The sequence below is a fragment of the Microbacterium sp. A93 genome (assembly GCF_051842835.1).
In genome coordinates this window covers 273,695-289,653 of the sequence record NZ_JBPXMT010000005.1, presented here as the reverse complement: position 1 = coordinate 289,653, position 15,959 = coordinate 273,695, and the positions used below count along the sequence as shown (strand labels likewise).

At 61.9% G+C, this 15,959-nt stretch carries 14 protein-coding genes; 13 read left to right on the top strand and 1 reads right to left on the bottom strand.

The window, feature by feature from the left end; translation table 11 throughout:
* Nucleotides 1-186 precede the first annotated feature (186 nt).
* From ACSU1G_RS14810 to ACSU1G_RS14750, 13 genes are all read left to right on the top strand, one after another.
* Nucleotides 187-1,137 (top strand): ABC transporter permease, encoded by a 951-nt coding sequence (locus ACSU1G_RS14810; RefSeq protein WP_439280724.1) that lies wholly within the window; start codon nucleotides 187-189, stop codon nucleotides 1,135-1,137.
* On the top strand, nucleotides 1,134-2,006 hold the full coding sequence (locus ACSU1G_RS14805) for an ABC transporter permease (RefSeq protein WP_439280723.1): 873 nt from the start codon (nucleotides 1,134-1,136) through the stop codon (nucleotides 2,004-2,006). The genes ACSU1G_RS14810 and ACSU1G_RS14805 overlap by 4 nt, the downstream gene beginning before the upstream one ends.
* The gene (locus ACSU1G_RS14800; RefSeq protein ID WP_439280722.1) at nucleotides 2,003-3,004 is read left to right on the top strand and encodes an ABC transporter ATP-binding protein; all 1,002 of its coding nucleotides are present in this window, start codon (nucleotides 2,003-2,005) and stop codon (nucleotides 3,002-3,004) included. Before ACSU1G_RS14805 ends, ACSU1G_RS14800 begins: the two co-directional genes overlap by 4 nt.
* Nucleotides 3,005-3,108: 104 nt before the next feature.
* Nucleotides 3,109-4,059 (top strand): ABC transporter ATP-binding protein, encoded by a 951-nt coding sequence (locus ACSU1G_RS14795; protein WP_439280721.1) that lies wholly within the window; start codon nucleotides 3,109-3,111, stop codon nucleotides 4,057-4,059.
* Nucleotides 4,060-4,145: 86 nt separating this feature from the next.
* Nucleotides 4,146-5,324: a 2-hydroxyacyl-CoA dehydratase gene (locus tag ACSU1G_RS14790; RefSeq protein WP_439280720.1), complete on the top strand. Its 1,179-nt coding sequence runs from the start codon at nucleotides 4,146-4,148 to the stop codon at nucleotides 5,322-5,324.
* A 168-nt stretch (nucleotides 5,325-5,492) separates the two neighbouring features.
* Nucleotides 5,493-6,689: a 2-hydroxyacyl-CoA dehydratase subunit D gene (locus ACSU1G_RS14785; protein WP_439280719.1), complete on the top strand. Its 1,197-nt coding sequence runs from the start codon at nucleotides 5,493-5,495 to the stop codon at nucleotides 6,687-6,689.
* Nucleotides 6,686-9,145: a CaiB/BaiF CoA transferase family protein gene (locus ACSU1G_RS14780; protein WP_439280718.1), complete on the top strand. Its 2,460-nt coding sequence runs from the start codon at nucleotides 6,686-6,688 to the stop codon at nucleotides 9,143-9,145. Before ACSU1G_RS14785 ends, ACSU1G_RS14780 begins: the two co-directional genes overlap by 4 nt.
* Nucleotides 9,142-9,966, top strand: a complete 825-nt coding sequence (locus ACSU1G_RS14775) for an SDR family NAD(P)-dependent oxidoreductase (RefSeq protein ID WP_439280717.1) — start codon at nucleotides 9,142-9,144, stop codon at nucleotides 9,964-9,966. Before ACSU1G_RS14780 ends, ACSU1G_RS14775 begins: the two co-directional genes overlap by 4 nt.
* Before the next feature lie 29 nt (nucleotides 9,967-9,995).
* Nucleotides 9,996-10,781 carry an SDR family NAD(P)-dependent oxidoreductase gene (locus ACSU1G_RS14770; RefSeq protein ID WP_439280716.1) on the top strand — a complete coding sequence of 262 codons (786 nt, stop codon included), beginning with the start codon at nucleotides 9,996-9,998 and terminating at the stop codon, nucleotides 10,779-10,781.
* A 24-nt stretch (nucleotides 10,782-10,805) separates the two neighbouring features.
* On the top strand, nucleotides 10,806-11,099 hold the full coding sequence (locus ACSU1G_RS14765) for a hypothetical protein (RefSeq protein WP_439280715.1): 294 nt from the start codon (nucleotides 10,806-10,808) through the stop codon (nucleotides 11,097-11,099).
* A gap of 1 nt (nucleotide 11,100) precedes the next feature.
* On the top strand, nucleotides 11,101-12,585 hold the full coding sequence (locus ACSU1G_RS14760) for a class I adenylate-forming enzyme family protein (protein ID WP_439280714.1): 1,485 nt from the start codon (nucleotides 11,101-11,103) through the stop codon (nucleotides 12,583-12,585).
* Nucleotides 12,582-13,811, top strand: a complete 1,230-nt coding sequence (locus tag ACSU1G_RS14755; protein WP_439280713.1) for a D-arabinono-1,4-lactone oxidase — start codon at nucleotides 12,582-12,584, stop codon at nucleotides 13,809-13,811. Before ACSU1G_RS14760 ends, ACSU1G_RS14755 begins: the two co-directional genes overlap by 4 nt.
* A 5-nt stretch (nucleotides 13,812-13,816) precedes the next feature.
* The gene (locus ACSU1G_RS14750; RefSeq protein WP_439280712.1) at nucleotides 13,817-14,782 is read left to right on the top strand and encodes a PaaX family transcriptional regulator C-terminal domain-containing protein; all 966 of its coding nucleotides are present in this window, start codon (nucleotides 13,817-13,819) and stop codon (nucleotides 14,780-14,782) included.
* A gap of 65 nt (nucleotides 14,783-14,847) precedes the next feature.
* Here ACSU1G_RS14750 and ACSU1G_RS14745 read toward each other — a convergent pair whose 3' ends face one another.
* Nucleotides 14,848-15,774 carry an MBL fold metallo-hydrolase gene (locus ACSU1G_RS14745; RefSeq protein ID WP_439280711.1) on the bottom strand — a complete coding sequence of 309 codons (927 nt, stop codon included), beginning with the start codon at nucleotides 15,772-15,774 and terminating at the stop codon, nucleotides 14,848-14,850.
* Between the last annotated feature and the right edge of the window lie 185 nt (nucleotides 15,775-15,959).

The following is a 15,959-nucleotide window of genomic DNA, read 5'->3' as shown; positions in this document are numbered from 1 at the left end:
TAACGGAATTACATGTCCGCCTGAATCTCACATAGGAGTGAAATGTACATCATTGATCGACGACGACCCTCCTCCCGTGGGTGAGAGCGAAGGAAGATTATGATGACGGCGACAAGCACAGGAGTCGGGCGCCCGAGCCATCGGGGCAGCGCGGCAGGAACGGAGAGGGCGCGTCGAACGATCTCGTTGAGCGCCGTACGATTTATTGGCCTGCGGTTCGCCCGCATGGTGCTCGTCTTCGTAGCGACCACCATGCTGGTGTTCAGCCTCTCTCTGCTGATACCCGGCGATATCGCGGTGACCCTCGCGGGTGACAACGCTGACCCCGCGACCGTCGCCCTCATTCGCGCGGAGCTCGGCCTAGATCGCCCGTGGCTCGTGCAGTACCTCAGCTGGTTCGGACAGTTGCTCACCGGTGACCTTGGTACGTCGTTTGTCTACCGCACGCCGGTGGCCGAACTGATCGCGACACGGTTCCCGGCGACATTCTCCATCGCGATGTTTGCGGTTCTCATCGCCGTGCTCAGCGGTGTTCTGCTGGGCATGGTCGCTGCAGCACACCGTGGCGGCCCGCTTGACCGCGTGACGACGGTTCTCTCGACTCTCGGTATTGTCGCTCCGAGCTTCTGGATCGGCATGATCCTGATCTTGCTCCTCGCGTTCGCAATTCCAATCTTTCCCGCGGTCGGATACACCTCCTTCGCTGACGACCCTGTGGACTGGCTCGGGCATATCACGCTGCCCGCCGTCACTTTGTCGCTCGCAGTCGGAGCGGAACTTCAGCGGTACACCCGAAGCTCGGTCTCGGAGGTGCTGAGCCAGGATTACATCCGCACGGCCCGCTCGCAGGGGCTTTCTCGTCGGCGAGTGCTGTGGACGCGCGCGTTGAAAAACGCCGCTCAGCCGATCGTCACGATCATCGGATTGAACATCGCGGGCATGCTCGGGGGTTCGGTCGTCGTCGAGAAGGTCTTCAATATCCCCGGGTTGGGCAGCCTCGCCATCAACTCGATTTTCTCCAAGGACCTCCCTGTGCTACAGGGGATCGTGCTGGTCACCACGGTCATTGTGATCGTCGTCAACTTCTTGACGGACATCCTGTACACCGTCCTCAATCCGAAGGTGCGGGTCTCATGACTTTCACAATTCAACTGCCCGCCCCGCGGCCCCAACGAGTCAGCTTCTTTCGGCGCTTGGCCAAGCAGAAGCTCGCAGTCGCCGGACTGATCGCACTTGCCGTGGTCGTGATGGTCGCATTCTTCGCGGATCTGCTGATGCCGCATGACCCCAACGCGGTCAACCTGACTTCGGTGTTGCTACCGCCCGGTAGCAACGGCCACGTTCTTGGCACCGATGAGCTCGGCCGTGATCTCCTCAGTCGACTGATCGTTGGCACGCAGGTCTCTCTCCTTGCCGCACTTCAGGGAACGACTCTCACCGTGGTAATCGGTGTGACGCTCGGCTTGGCCGCGGGATTCTTTCGCGGCTGGGTAGGGAAGATCATCATGTTCGTTACCGACGTGCTGATGAGCTTCCCTGGCATCATGCTCGCCATCGCGATCGCCGGTATCCTCGGACCGAGCCTGAACAACGCGATGGTCGCGCTCGGGATCGTACTCGCACCGGGCGCAATCCGCCTCGTGCGCGGATCGGTACTCGCGGTCCGTGAGGAAACCTATGTCGAGGCAGCACGCAGCATCGGCACGCCGTCGGGACAGATATTGTTCCGCCACATCCTCCCCAATGTCATTCCCCAGCTGATCGTCTACATCGCCATTCTCGCGGGTCTTGTCATGCTGATCGAAGCCGGACTGAGCTTCATCGGAGTGGGCGTCCAGCCGCCTCAGGCGTCCTGGGGCGCAATGCTTTCATCCTCGTTCGGCTACATCGATCGCGCACCCTGGTTGGCGGTCTTCCCAGGTGTGATGATCGCCGGTTGCGTCTACTCGCTCAACCTGCTCGGCGACGGCATCCGCGACTCGATTGGAAAGAAGGTCACCCAATGACGGTAAACACGTCGGATCCCATTCTGGAGATCGAGGACCTCCGCACTGAGATCCAAGTCGACGGCCGTTGGCTGCCAGTCGTGGATGGAGTGACCTACTCCGTGCGCCCTGGTGAGACTCTCGGCCTTGTAGGCGAGTCGGGATCCGGCAAGAGCGTATCGGCGATGACGCTGATGGGTTTTGTTGGCCGTCGCCGTGGTCAGCGCGTTTCTGGTCGTGCGTCGTTTCAGGGTCAGGATCTGCTCCAGATGCCCGAACGCGACCTCGCACGTCTGCGTGGCAATGACATCGCCATGGTGTTCCAAGAGCCCATGACCAGCCTCGATCCGTCTTTTAAAGTCGGCCATCAGATCGCGGAAGGCATCCGGCTGCACCGGGGCGTGTCGCGCGACGAAGCGAATCGGATCGCGATCGAGGCGATGGACAAGGTTCGTATCCCGAACGCGAAAGTGCGTGCCGACAGCTACCCGCATGAATTCTCCGGCGGCATGCGCCAGCGTGTGCTGATCGCGATGGCGATCGCCAACGATCCGGCGCTTCTGATCGCTGATGAACCGACGACGGCGCTTGACGTGAGCGTTCAGGCCCAAATTCTTTCGTTGCTGGCGGAGATGCGCGACGAACTCGGCTTGGCGATGATATTCATTACCCACAACATGGGCGTCGTCGCGGATATTTGCGACCGCGTCGCCGTGATGTACGCCGGGCAGATTGTGGAGACCGGCGGCGTGGTGGAGACCTTCGCATCACCGCAGCACCCCTATACGAGCCGACTATTGGCATCGATGCCTCGCCTGCGCGGAGAGCGCACCGCGCTCGAGTGGATTCCTGGCACGCCACCGCGGCCGGCCGAATTTGCCGAAGGTTGCCGGTTCGCCCCGCGGTGCCGGTACGCGCGTGACGAGTGTCTCGCGCCAACGACTCTCCTGCAGATCGGCGACGGGCGCGCAAACCGTTGCACGCGAGGTATCGAGTGGAAGGACGAGGCCACCAAATGACTGAAGTCACCCACGCCCAGACAGTCCTGGAGGCGGAGAATCTGGTGGTGTCCTTCCCCGTTGTGCGCGGCGGGCATCGGACGACTGTTCGCGCCGTTCGCGGAGTGGACATCTCGCTGCAATCCGGACAGACTCTCGGCATCGTGGGCGAATCCGGATCCGGGAAGTCCACGCTTGCGCGAGCGGTAATGCGACTCATTGGTTCTGAGGGCCGCATCGTTCTGCTTGGTGCAGACGTCACCGACCTCAGCGAGCGAAAGTTCCGCTCTCATCGCCGCAAGGTGCAGATGGTCTTCCAAGACCCCTATTCCTCGCTGAACCCATCATTGACCGTGGGTCAGAGCATCGCAGAGCCACTCAAAGTCCACACGCGCATGTCGAGGGCAGCGCGACGCCGGCGCGTCGAGGAGGTGCTCGACCTTGTCGGTCTGCGTGCGGAGTTCGCGGACCGCCACCCCGACGAGTTCTCTGGTGGTCAAAGGCAGCGCATCGCCATCGCTCGAGCAATTGTGCTCGAGCCTGAAATTCTGATCTGCGACGAAGCGGTCAGTGCGCTCGATGTTTCGACGCAAAACCAGGTGCTGAGTCTTCTCGAAAGCCTGCGGGAGCGCCTCGGCCTGTCGTACCTCTTCATCTCGCACGACCTCGCGGTGGTACGTCACATCTCCGACAGCGTCGCGGTGATGTACCTCGGCGAGATCATGGAGGAGGGGCCCGTCGACCGCATCTTCGAATCGCCGGCGCATCCTTACACTCAGGTGCTGCTCGAAGCGGTTCCGGAGCCTGATCCGCTTCTTCAACGTTCCACGAAAAAGCGAGTGCTGGAGGGAGACGTCCCTGACCCGACGAATCCGCCTCCTGGGTGCTCGTTCAGCAGTCGTTGCCCATTCGCCATGGAGATCTGCCGGGTGGAGCCTGCGCCTGTCGTCGAGGTCATCGGCGGCGGCACCTCTCGGTGCCATCTGCACACCAGCGGGCCTACACTTGGCGGCGCCCCTCTCGCGGCGCTTCCGGTGATCGAGCAGACGCCCCCTGAAGCTGGGGTGTCGCCGTGACGCAGAATTGGCAGGGCGCACGGAGTGTGAAGCGACTAGACTCCGTCCGTGAGGCGACCAGTCTGAACCGCACCTACAACGAGCGGATGTGGGCGGACATCGCGGCCGGGCAGCAGTTCGTATTCGGGTACGGCCCGATGGAACTCTTCAACGCGATGGGCCTCTATCTCGTTCTGCCCGTGCAGTACGGCTCGGTGATGGCAGCGAAGCAGCTTTACGGGCACTATCAGGCCGCAATCGAACGCCGCGGATATTTCCCCTCACTGTCGAGCTACGAAAGCCTCCCGCTGGGGTACTGCTTCGAGCCGGACGATCGTGCGCCGTATGGCGGGCTGCCGAAACCTGCCGCGATCTTCGGCGGTTACATGCAGGAACCGGGCATCTACGAGCTTTACGCGCGCGAGTTCGGTGTTCCGGTGCTACTCACCGATGACCCGTATCGCCAGCAGCAGATTCCAGACGGATGGTGGGAAGGGCCCGAGTGGCGCGACCCGCGGATCATCAACTTCTCGGTGTCGGAACTACGCACCGCTATCCGGTTGCTCGAGCAGCTGACCGGGGTTCCCTATCGCGAAACCGAGCTGCGCGAGCTGATGATGCGTGCCAACGAGATGTCGAAGTACTACGAGCGCATCGTTCAGCTTGGTTGGGCTGGGGGCGGTCCGGCGCTGTTCACTGCGACGGACGCGTACTCGGAGGTTGCGATCTTCGAGACCCACTTCGGTCACGAGTGGGCGCTCGATCATGTCAAGCGCGTGCACGACGAAGTCGTCGAACGAGCAGCCGATGGCGCGTTCGCGGTCCCTCAAGAACATACCCGCCTCCTTTGGGGCGGCACCCCGCTGTGGTTCAATCTCGGGTTCCTCAACGCGTGGGAGGAGAGCCACGGGGCGGTCTTCATCGAGACGATGTACCTGCCCCGCGCGAAGCGCCTCATTCAGGACCCGTCCACGGATGCACTGCGTGCCGCGTTCCTGCGTCGTCACATGAAGTACACCGGCAGCAGCCCCAAGGCAGCGGCGGAACTCATCATCGCGCAGTGCCGTGAATTCGGCGTCGATGGTGTCGTTCTCCCCGCCCGTGCCGCCACGCGCGACACCGTGGCGTCGTCGCGTTACATGGCGCTGACATTGAAGCAGGCGGGGATCGACGTGCTCTTGCTTGATTACGCGCCGTTCGACAGCGAAGCGTGGGATGAAGAGTCGATGCGTCAACAGGTCACCATATTCATCGAAGGCATCCAGGCCGCTTCCACGCGTAACTGAAGGTTCGATAAGGAGCCGATCGGAGGCAGATAGGTTGCCGATGATGGTTTCCATATTGATATATGGCGAATCTTGAGTTACTCCCCGCGGGAACGTGTATCCATAACGTGTAACACTTTTTCTTCGAACGAGTGCTAAGCTATTACTAATCTTGTTTTGGAGGTACGCATGAACCGCAATGACGCGTTCAATGTATTCCACTCGGTCGTCGAGAACCGATGGGATGCCAGCGTGATCACGGAGCTCTCAGGCGGCGTGGACGAACCGGTCGCCGGGTTCCTCGATACGGGCTTTCCGGAGGAGCTCGCTATGGCCGCTGGATATCGGCCGATGCTCCTGACCGGAGACCTCGCCGTTGCCCCCGATCGAATCACCGAGCACCTGGACGTCTCGGCGCCCGCACGAATCCGGTACCTGTACGAGGCACTCGTGACCGGACGTCACGACGATTGTGATCTTCTGTGCGTCACGGGTGGAGACCGATGGATCGGAGAGAGCGCCGGATTCTTCGAGGTCTACAGTGAAGTTTTCGGTGCGCCCGACATCGCCCACACGCTGTACCTCGAACGTGCGCGCGGCACATTCGCCGAACACCGTGAGTACAACCGTGAGGGAATGGTTCGCTTCGCGGAGGAGATCTCCGCAATCAGCCCGCAGCGCGTGACATTCGAGCGAATGTGGGACGCGATCCGCGTCACAAACCGGACGCGTGCTCTCTTGCAAAAGGTTGAGGCGCTTCGCATCGGCGATACCCCGCGCATCTCGGGGGTGGATGCGACTGTCATCACACTTGCTGCGATGCTCATGCCGAAGGCAGCATTCAACGATCTTCTTGAGAGAGCACTCGCCGCAGTCGAAGGGGAGAGCGCGACCGTTCGGCATCCGCGGATCTTCGTGACTGGAAGCTCTGTCGATCATGTGGGATTCATTCAAATGATCGAAGATCTCGGGGCGGTGGTGATCGGTGAGGACACCGAGTTCGGTATGCGATACGCGCACACGCCCGTCGCTGAGAGCCTTCCGGATCCGTTCGAGGCACTCGCCGATCGCTGGACATACAAGTTCCCGGAAAGCTGGGGCTTCGGCCGTGAGCGGCGGATCACGCAGCGCGTGGAGATGGCTGTTCGAACTGAGCCCGATGCCGTGATCGCGGTGCACCTGCGCGGGGACACCTCATTCGGCTGGGACTATCCCGACCAGGCGGACGCATTGCGCGCATACGGCATCCCGACTCTCGCGCTGATCGACACTGACTATGAACTCGCGGACGCAGTCCAGCTGCGCGAAAGCGTCGCGTCCTTCCTCAGCAGCCTCGGTGTCGCGGCGGCACAGGATGCGCATGAAAGAACAGAGGAGAAGGAATGACTTCGATGCTCGTGGGTGTCCGCGTGCTGGACCTGAGTGATGAGATGGGCTTCGTCTGCGGCAAGATCCTTGCCGAGCTCGGTGCCGAAGTGATCAAGGTCGAGCGCCCCGGTGGTGATCCGGCGCGATTCCTCCCGCCGTTCAGCGGCGACGAGCCGGGCGTCGAGAACAGCCTTTACTGGCGCTCGTTCAACGCAGGCAAGCGCAGTATCGTGCTGGATCTGGACGACGAGAAGGATGCGGAGACCTTTCGTGCATTGGCGAAGACTGCCGCTGTCATCGTGGAGAGCTCGGATCCGCACGCGCTGTCACGACGGGGACTGGCCGCCGCCGATCTGCGCGCCGAGAACCCCTCTCTCATCGGAGCATCGGTGACGCCGTTCGGACGAACGGGGCCGTACTCCGACTACATCGCGTCGGAGCTGACAGCGGTCGCGATGAGCGGCGTTTTGAACAACACCGGCGATCCTGACCGTCCCCCCGTAAAGGAATCGTTGGACTCCGGGTACTTTCACGCCGGTGTCGCTGCCGCGCTGGGCATCATGCTGGCCTACTACGAAGCGGACGTCTCCGGGCAGGGCCAGGATGTCGACGTCTCGGTGCAGGAGGTTGCTGCGAGTCGTATGACGTCGGCGATCGTCGCCTGGAGCGAGCAGTTGGCGCTGTCCCGCGAAGGGCACAAGTCTCAGCTCGGTCCGACTGCGACTGAGTGGTTCTGGCCTTGCCAGGACGGCCATCTCTTCTGGCACATGCTCGGCGGAGCGTTCGGGGCGACGGCGAACAAGGCACTGTCGGACTGGATCAGCGAGTACGTGCCCGTGCACCCCCTGCAGGAGATCGACGACTGGTTCGCCTTTGACAAAGCAGGAATCACCCAAGCGGAGTGGGATCGATTCGCCGCGGTGATCGGACCATTCTTCGCTCGGTTTACGCGAGAAGAGATCAACCGGGAATCGATTGCACGCGGAATCAACGCGGCAGTGGCGAACGAACCGGGCGACATCCATGCGTGCGAGCATCTGCGTTCGCGGGACTACTGGGTCCGCGTGGCGGACCCAGCGCTCGGTGACGTCGACATCCCCCGATACTTCTTCAAGGCCAGTGTGTCGAGCACCGGCATCAACACGCCGGCCCCGTTGCTGGGCGCGGACACCGAAGCGGTGCTCGCAGATCTCGCCGCGGCATCATCCGTGACGGAAAGCGCGGTATCCGAGCCGCAGTTGTCTCAGCCCTCATCGACTCGGCCACCGCTCACGGGGATCCGCGTCCTCGACTTCGGCTGGGCTCTGGTCGGCTCGATCACGGGCAAGATGCTCGGGGACCACGGTGCAGAGGTGATCCGGGTCGAGTCATCAAAGAGGCCCGATATGACACGGGTGGATCGGCGGTTCTCGAAGTCGACGCGCACGAGCTTCGATGACAAGCCCTGGTTCGCGCACTTCAATACCTCCAAGAAGAGCCTCGCTATTGATCTGAAGCATCCGTCGTCGCGTCGAGTCATCGAGGGTCTCATCCGCCAGGCGGATGTCGTCAACGAGAACTTCACGCCAGGTACGCTGGCCGCCCTCGGCTACGGGTACGAGGACGTACGCAAGATCAACCCGAATGTGATCTACATCAGTGGCAGCATGTTCGGCCAGACGGGGCCGCTTGCGAACGAATGGGGCATTGACGGGACAGGAGCGGCGATCTCCGGGCGCTTGCACCTCACCGGATGGCCGGACCGTACGCCGATCACCCCGAGCGCTGGAATCTACGGCGACTACATCGTGCCGCTGGTCAACGCGATCGGTGTTGTCGGAGCGCTCCTGCATCGTCGCCGAACCGGCGAGGGACAGTACCTGGAAGCCAGCATGTACGAAGTGACGGCTCAGCAGATTTTGCCTGCCATCCTCGACTTCGAGGTGAACGGTTGCGAGCAGAACCGCACGGGCAACCGGGTGCCGAATGCCGCACCGCACGGTGTGTACCCATGCATCGGGGACGACCGCTGGTGTGCGATCGCTGTCTTCGGCGACGAGGAGTGGTCGCGTTTCGTGGCCGCAATCGGCGCACCGGAGTGGACCTCAGATCCCTCGTTCGCAACCCACGACGGTCGTAAGGCTAATGAAGACCGTCTTGACGAGCTGGTCGCCGAGTGGACGAGGACGCGGGATCCGCATGATGTGATGCGTACGCTGCAGGCAGAAGGCGTGCGCGGCGCGGCAGTGCAGATCCCGCACGACTTCATCGATGCGGATCCGCAGCTGATCCACCGGGAGTTCATGAAGGATGTGCCGCATTCCGTGCTCGGAGCGTTTCCGCACCAGGTGCCTCCATTCCAACTGACGCGTACGCCGGCGGAAATCGGGCCTGCGCCGAAGATGGGCGAGCACAACGAAGACATCCTCACACACACACTCGGCTTCGACGAGGCAGAGTACATCGATCTGCTCGTGGAAGGAGCACTGCAGTGAGCGCGGAGACACTTGGCGAAACTGGACGCCTCAGCGGAAAGGTAGCGATCGTCACCGGTGCAGGAACCGGTATCGGCCGCGCGATCGCCCGCATGTTCGCACGTGAAGGTGCCCGTGTGGTGATCGCCTGCCGTACGGTCGAAACTGGCGAAGAGACCTCACAGCTCATTCGAGAAGACGGCGGAGAAGCCCTGTTCGTGTGCACTGATGTCGTCGACGAGGACGGGGTACGAGCACTCGTGAACGAGACCGTACGCGCCTTTGGCGGGATCGACGTGCTCTGCAACAACCACGCTGTGTACGGCATCGAACCGCCGGAACTGTTCGATCTGACCGAAGAAGTCTGGGACCAGACGATGAATGTCAACGCGAAGGGCGTCTTCTTCACGATGAAGCACGTGCTGCCGGTCATGCGTGACGGCGGCGGCGGATCGATCGTCAACATTTCGTCGATCGCGGCGCTCGTTAAATCCGCACTTCCCGCCTATGCCGCGTCGAAGGCGGCAGTAAACGCACTCACGAAGGCTGTCGCCGCGCAGGCTGCCGACTACGGCGTGCGCGCTAATGTCATCACACCCAGCACGATTGAGACCGATCGCCGCACTGAGCTAGCACAGACGTCCGAGTACAAGAACGACTTCATCGCGACGACTGCGGCAGAACAGGAATCCAGGCCGATTGTCAGCAAGGTGCTGCCTGGATTCGGTGAACCGGATGACATAGCGTACGCGGCAACCTTTCTGGCATCCGAAGAATCCTCATACATCACCGGCGCGGTCCTGCCTGTAGACGGTGGCACGACTCGCACACGCACGGACTGATTACCGTGCACTCAGAAGGAGGAACTGCCATGAGCAGGGGCAGAATTGCCGGCAAATCGGCGATCGTCACGGGCGCAGGAAGCGGCATAGGTCGCGGTATCGCGAAGTGCTTTGCTGAACAGGGAGCCGCCGTCACCGTCGCGGATATGGCATTGGAGGCGGCGGAGGAAACCGTCGCACAGATCACCGCAAGCGGTGGGCGCGCGATCGCCGTCCGCACGAACGTCACCAGTGCCGAGGACGTTGCCTCAATGGTGGATGCCACGGTGACCGAGTTCGGCGGAGTCGACATCCTCGTGAACAACGCGGGAATCTCCTTCGGCGACACACTCAAGCTGCACGAGCTGGAGCAGGACGCGTGGCAGCTGATTATGGACGTGAATCTCACGGGAGTGTTCCTCTGCTGCAAGCACACTCTTCCCTCGTTGATCGCCCGCGGCGGGGGATCAATCGTGAATATCGCCTCGGCGGCTGCGATTGGGATGGCCCCACGTGCCGCGTATGCAGCTTCGAAGGGGGGAGTGGTCGCAATCACGCGCAGCCTCGCCTTCCAGTACGGCGAGAACAACATCCGGGTCAACGCAATCTGTCCCGGTCCTGTTGAGACGCCGATGAGCAATGCCGTGCGAGCCTCCGGCATGTACGACGACGATGGGATCGTTGATCTGTCGATCAAGCGCCGGGGCACCCCGGAGGACATTGCGAACGCCGCACTGTACTTCGCATCCGACGAGGCGCGTTACGTGACTGCGGATGTATTGTCCGTAGATGGCGGAGCTCTCCGCCTGCGTGCCGAGCGATTTCGTGGCCGGTAACGGCCCCAGAGAAAGGAACCGATCATGACTAAATGGACACCAGGAACCCGCCTGTACAGCGCGGTCTCCGCAGTCGAAGCAATCGTCGTCACAGGCGCTGATATCGAGCTTACGTGCGCTGGAGGACCGGTTCTCACGGAGCGCGCGGACGGTGCAGAGTTCTCAGCCGAAGGCACGGAGCTTGCGGTCGGCAAGCGCCACGAGGACGCCGACAGCGGTCTCGTCGTGATGATCACACGTCCCGGTGTAGGTCCGTTCGCTGCGGATGGACGCGAGCTGATGCAACGGGCGGCCACCGCGCTACCATCTTCGGACTGACATGAGCATCTCAGTCCTGCTCAGCACGATTGCTGAGATTGCGCCAGAACGCACAGCGATCACCGACGTTTCGGGATCGATCTCTTATGGTGAAGTACAGCGCGACGCTGGTCGGCTTGCCGCGCGTGCGGTCGCGGAGGGTGCCGAGTGCATCGCCTTCATCGGAACGAACTCCGCAGCAGTGCCGCTGCTGCTGTTCGCTGCGGCCGAAGCAGGTGTGCCGTTTGCGCCACTCAACTACCGTCTCGCCGACGACCAGCTTCGCCGTCAGACCGAGCGGTTGGGGCGCGCACTGATCGTCACGGACGAGCCAGGTGCGGCCCGTATCGGCTCACCCGCCGACTGCATTGTGATCGACATCGCTGAGGCGCGAAACCCCGCGCCCGTTGAGTCGAAGCCAGGCAGAGTCGGTGAAGTCGCCGTATGGCTGTTCACGAGCGGGACGACCGGCGAACCCAAGATCGTCGAGCTCAGTCACGAGAATCTCACGTCGTACATTCTCGGCACCGTCGAGATGCTGTCCGCGCCGGAGGGGGACGCCGCACTCGTGAGCGTGCCGCCGTACCATGTCGCGGGTATCGCGGCCGTGCTCTCATCGGTGTTCGCCGCCCGCAAGATGGTGTATCTCGAGTCCTTCGACGCAGAGGGCTGGGTCGCTGCTGTTCGTACCAACTCCGTTAGCTCGGCGATGGTGGTTCCAACGATGCTGCAGCGCATCCTCGATGTTCTGACTTCATCGGGAGAGACTCTCCCGTCGCTGCGCGCCCTGTCATACGGCGGCGGGCGTATGCCGGGGGAGCTGATTCGGGCGACGCTGGAGCATCTGCCTCACGTCGGCTTCACGAACGCCTACGGGCTCACCGAGACCAGCTCGACGATCGCTCTACTCGGCCCCGACGATCACCGTGAGGCATTCGCCTCCGCCGACCCTGCAGTGCAGGCACGCCTCGGATCGGTTGGTCGACCGATTCCCTCAATCGAGCTCGAGATCCGTGGTGCTGATGGGGCCGAACTCGCCAATGGCGAAGAAGGCGAGATCTGGGTGCGTGGCCCCCAGATCTCCGGTGCCTATCGTGGGATGAACTCGCACCTTGTCGACGGATGGTTCGCGACGAAGGATCGTGGCTTGGTCGACGCAGGTGGATACGTGTTCCTCAGCGGCCGAGCGGATGACGTCATCGTCCGTGGCGGCGAGAACATTTCACCCGGCGAGATTGAGGACGTCCTCCGCGACGACCCGTCGGTGGCGGACGCGGCTGTCGTGGCCCTCCCCGACGACCAGTGGGGCGAAGTCCCCGTCGCAGTGCTCGTGCCGACGTCGGGTGCGGAGATCGACGCTGCAGCGTTGAAGGCGCTAGTGCGATCGAGGCTGCGTTCGTCCAGGGTGCCTGCCGAGATCGTCATCTGGGATGAGCTTCCGCACAACGAGATGGGCAAACTGCTCCGCAAGGACATTCGTGCGGCGCTAACACGGAGGTCCGGTTGAGTGCCAGCATTGAGACTTCCCCAACCTGGTCGAATTGGACCGGATCTCGAGTAGTCCCGATCGCACGTGACGTTACGCCGTCTGACGAAGCGGGGGTTGTATCCGCCATTTCCGAGGCCCTAGCCGGAGGTGAAACCGTGCGCACGGCGGGGCGCGGATACTCATGGGCTGAGTCAGTTGGAGAAGGCTCGGTGGTCGTGCGCACCGATGCACTTCAGGGTGTCCGCGACATCGATCTCGGGGCGGGCACCGCGCGTGTAGCGGCAGGAACCTCGCTCGCCGATCTGTGCCTAGCGCTCTGGCGGGCTGGCGCTGAGCTTCCCAGCCTCGGCGGTTTCTCGGGACAGACGGTCGGCGGGGCGGTCGCTACTGCGACCCACGGTACCGGGCTAAGCCACCGGTGTCTCTCCGCATACGCTCAGGGTTTCCGGATTGCTAACGCCGATGCGGAGATCGTGACAGTCGGCAAGGGCGACGAGGAGTGGCTCCGAGCAGCGCGTGTCGGACTCGGAATGCTCGGGGTGGTGACTGAGTTGACCCTGGAGATACAGCCGGCGTCATGGCTGCGTATAGAAGATTCATGGCACGACCGTCTCGCGCCGGAATGGCTGACTGTGGACGACGGCGTTCGCCGAGCAGCGCGGTGGTATCCAGACGCCGACGGTGACGTACGCGCCAACTCAAAGTTTCATCTGCGCGAATGGGTCCCGGCACGTGCAGGATCAGAAGGTGCGCTTCCGAGTTTCACGGCGCTGGCAACGGCGGGCAACGTACGACCGGCCACTTTCAGCGTCGTTGAGCATTCCATCCCTCTCGCGCAAGTTGCTGAGGTCGTCGCCGCTGTAGAGCGCGTGCTCTCGGACCAACCCGAGACGCTGACAGGGATGCCGCTCGCATTGCGTAACGTGGCCAGCGACGATGCCTTCCTATCGCCATATCAGGGCGGCCCGATGCTCACCCTTTCTGCCGCGGCTACGTCATTGGAACAGGGGGGCGCAATGTACGAATTAGTCCACGATGTCTTGTTAGGCTATGGTGCGAGACCCCATTGGGCGAAGGACAGCCTGTACCAGCCAGAGCTCCTCAAGTCGCGATATACAGATCTTGGGCGGTTCGACGCCGTGAGGAGACAGTTTGACACCCGCGATATGTTCCTCACGCCCTTTCAAGCAGCGCTTATGACGAAAGAACATGCCGATGGGCTTGGGGGCGTGATCGAGAAATGACATCCATGGACACAGATGTTGAGTTGCCCGCTGCAAGTGGAAGCGTGGAAGGGCGCATAACTCGGCGGATCACTGCGCGCGACATCGTCGCTACTTTCATCGCGTACTACTGGCGCAATGACCCGAAGATCGAGGTTCCCGGCACATTCCTGGTCGCTTTGTTGGCTGATTTCGGGATCGCCGCTCCGAATACTCGAGCGACTCTTCGCCGCCTCGAACGCGACCAACTCGTCATTACGCGTCGTGCCGGGCGCAACCTCTTCTTTCGTGCCGCTCCGATCGCTCGAACGCGGGCAGAACCCGGCGTCCACCGTATTTTGAATTTCGGACTCTCCGACGAATGGTCGGGCGTCTGGACAGTCGTCGCGTTCTCCATACCGGAACAGCACAGCCGCATCAGGATGGCACTGCGTGACTCGCTGCGACTGGAGGGATTCGCGCCGTTCTACGACGGCGTATGGATCGCGCCTGGTGACCTGCGTGAAGTCGCCGTCAGAAAGGCGGAGGTTCGCGGTGTTGAGCAACTAAGCGCTCACCTCGTGGAGGATTCTTCGTTCCTGCTGCGCGGGCGGCGCCCCATTGAATCGTGGGATCTTGGGAGCATCAACGTCGGGTACGCCACAGTGCGAGACGAAGCGACGGAACTGTTGCAGGAGTTCTCGGACGGCACGCTCTCGCCGTCCGCAGCCTTGGTTCGCAGAACGTTGTTGCTCACCCGGTACCGGCGGCTCGTCCCAATGGACCCAGGCCTGCCCGTCGATATGATGCCCGCAGGATGGCTACGCAAGGACGCGCGTGACGCTGTGGCATCCGCTTTCGATGCGCTCGGTCCGTTGGCTGGATTCCGATTCGACCACATGCTCGCCGGAGTGGATGAGTCTTGGGCCGATCGCGTTCGACCTACGGCAACTTTGACGTTGGATGAACTGGCAGGTATTTCGCCCGGACGAGATGAAGAACTCGGCGCGTAGAAAACACCTGACGAGAGGGCGTCGTGCGTGGGAGAGAGCGCCCCCTCATCAAGCGGTGAGACGGATTAGTCTGTGACCGGCACTATTCCCATGAATCGGCCGTCCGCCGTTGCGCGGATACGCAGGCCTGTTGGGGACGGCCAGTGAGCGCCGAGAACGAGTGCGTCGCGCTCTGCCGCGAGCGTGAGAAGCTCTCTTCTCGAGCGTTCCGCCTGGGCGGGATCTGTGTCGATCGAACAGCCCCATTCTGGATAGCTGACGTGGCTCGGGTGGACGAGCAAGTCGCCCGTAAGCCACGCTTCTTGGCCGTTGGAACTGACACGGACGCACAGGTGCCCTGGCGTGTGACCGGGGAACGGCCTGACCTCCACTCCATTCGCGATTTCTTGAGCCCCATGCGTCGTGGAAAGCACCTCGTGCGAGCGGAGAGGAAGGAGTGAATCCGAGATGGCGCGCATCTGCGCGTCTTCGTTGTTCGCCGGACTCCGCTCATCAGTCGTCCAGTAGGCGAGTTCGGAATGATCCATGAAGTATTGGGCACGCGGGAAGCTGGGCACCCAATCGTTCCCATCGAAGACGGTGTTCCATCCGATGTGATCGAGATGTCCGTGTGAGTTGACAACTTTCGTCACGTTTCGGCGGCTGAAACCTCCCAGGGCGAGTGAGTCCAGGTATGTCGTGCGAAGCAGGTGTGCATTGACGCGATCAGGGCGGGTCTTTTGGTCCCCGTACCCGGTGTCGATAAGGATGACGTCGTCGTCGATCTCGATCACGAACGAATGAAAGCTCTGGATGGCGTTTCCGGCCCGGCTGATGAACTCATCGGGCATCCACTGCAGGGCGCGGGATGTCGGTTCGGCATCGGGAAGGAAAGTTGGGAATGGGATCTCGACGTATTTCTCTGGAATCCGCGTGATTTTTGCTTTACCGACGGTCCATCGCATGACGCTCTCTGGTGGCCCCGGAAATGGCTCGATGGTCGCATTATTCATCAAAAATTCTTCCGATCAGTTCTTGAAACGAATGTTTTCCGCGCTTCTCTAGATCGTAGCCCCAAGTAGCCCCAAGTAGCCCCGAGAAGCTGATTGCGCACTCGCACCGGACTTTTCGCGTTAGCATATTCTAAATGCCATCCGAACGGATGTCATTATGGTGCATGTACGTAGAAAGTACACGA

Coding starts and splice junctions, on each gene's coding strand:
- ACSU1G_RS14805 (WP_439280723.1), top strand. CDS start 1,134: ATGACTTTCACAATTCAACTGCCCGCCCCGCGGCCCCAACGAGTCAGC.
- ACSU1G_RS14800 (WP_439280722.1), top strand. CDS start 2,003: ATGACGGTAAACACGTCGGATCCCATTCTGGAGATCGAGGACCTCCGC.
- ACSU1G_RS14790 (WP_439280720.1), top strand. CDS start 4,146: ATGTGGGCGGACATCGCGGCCGGGCAGCAGTTCGTATTCGGGTACGGC.
- ACSU1G_RS14785 (WP_439280719.1), top strand. CDS start 5,493: ATGAACCGCAATGACGCGTTCAATGTATTCCACTCGGTCGTCGAGAAC.
- ACSU1G_RS14780 (WP_439280718.1), top strand. CDS start 6,686: ATGACTTCGATGCTCGTGGGTGTCCGCGTGCTGGACCTGAGTGATGAG.
- ACSU1G_RS14770 (WP_439280716.1), top strand. CDS start 9,996: ATGAGCAGGGGCAGAATTGCCGGCAAATCGGCGATCGTCACGGGCGCA.
- ACSU1G_RS14765 (WP_439280715.1), top strand. CDS start 10,806: ATGACTAAATGGACACCAGGAACCCGCCTGTACAGCGCGGTCTCCGCA.
- ACSU1G_RS14760 (WP_439280714.1), top strand. CDS start 11,101: ATGAGCATCTCAGTCCTGCTCAGCACGATTGCTGAGATTGCGCCAGAA.
- ACSU1G_RS14750 (WP_439280712.1), top strand. CDS start 13,817: ATGGACACAGATGTTGAGTTGCCCGCTGCAAGTGGAAGCGTGGAAGGG.
- ACSU1G_RS14745 (WP_439280711.1), bottom strand. CDS start 15,774: ATGAATAATGCGACCATCGAGCCATTTCCGGGGCCACCAGAGAGCGTC.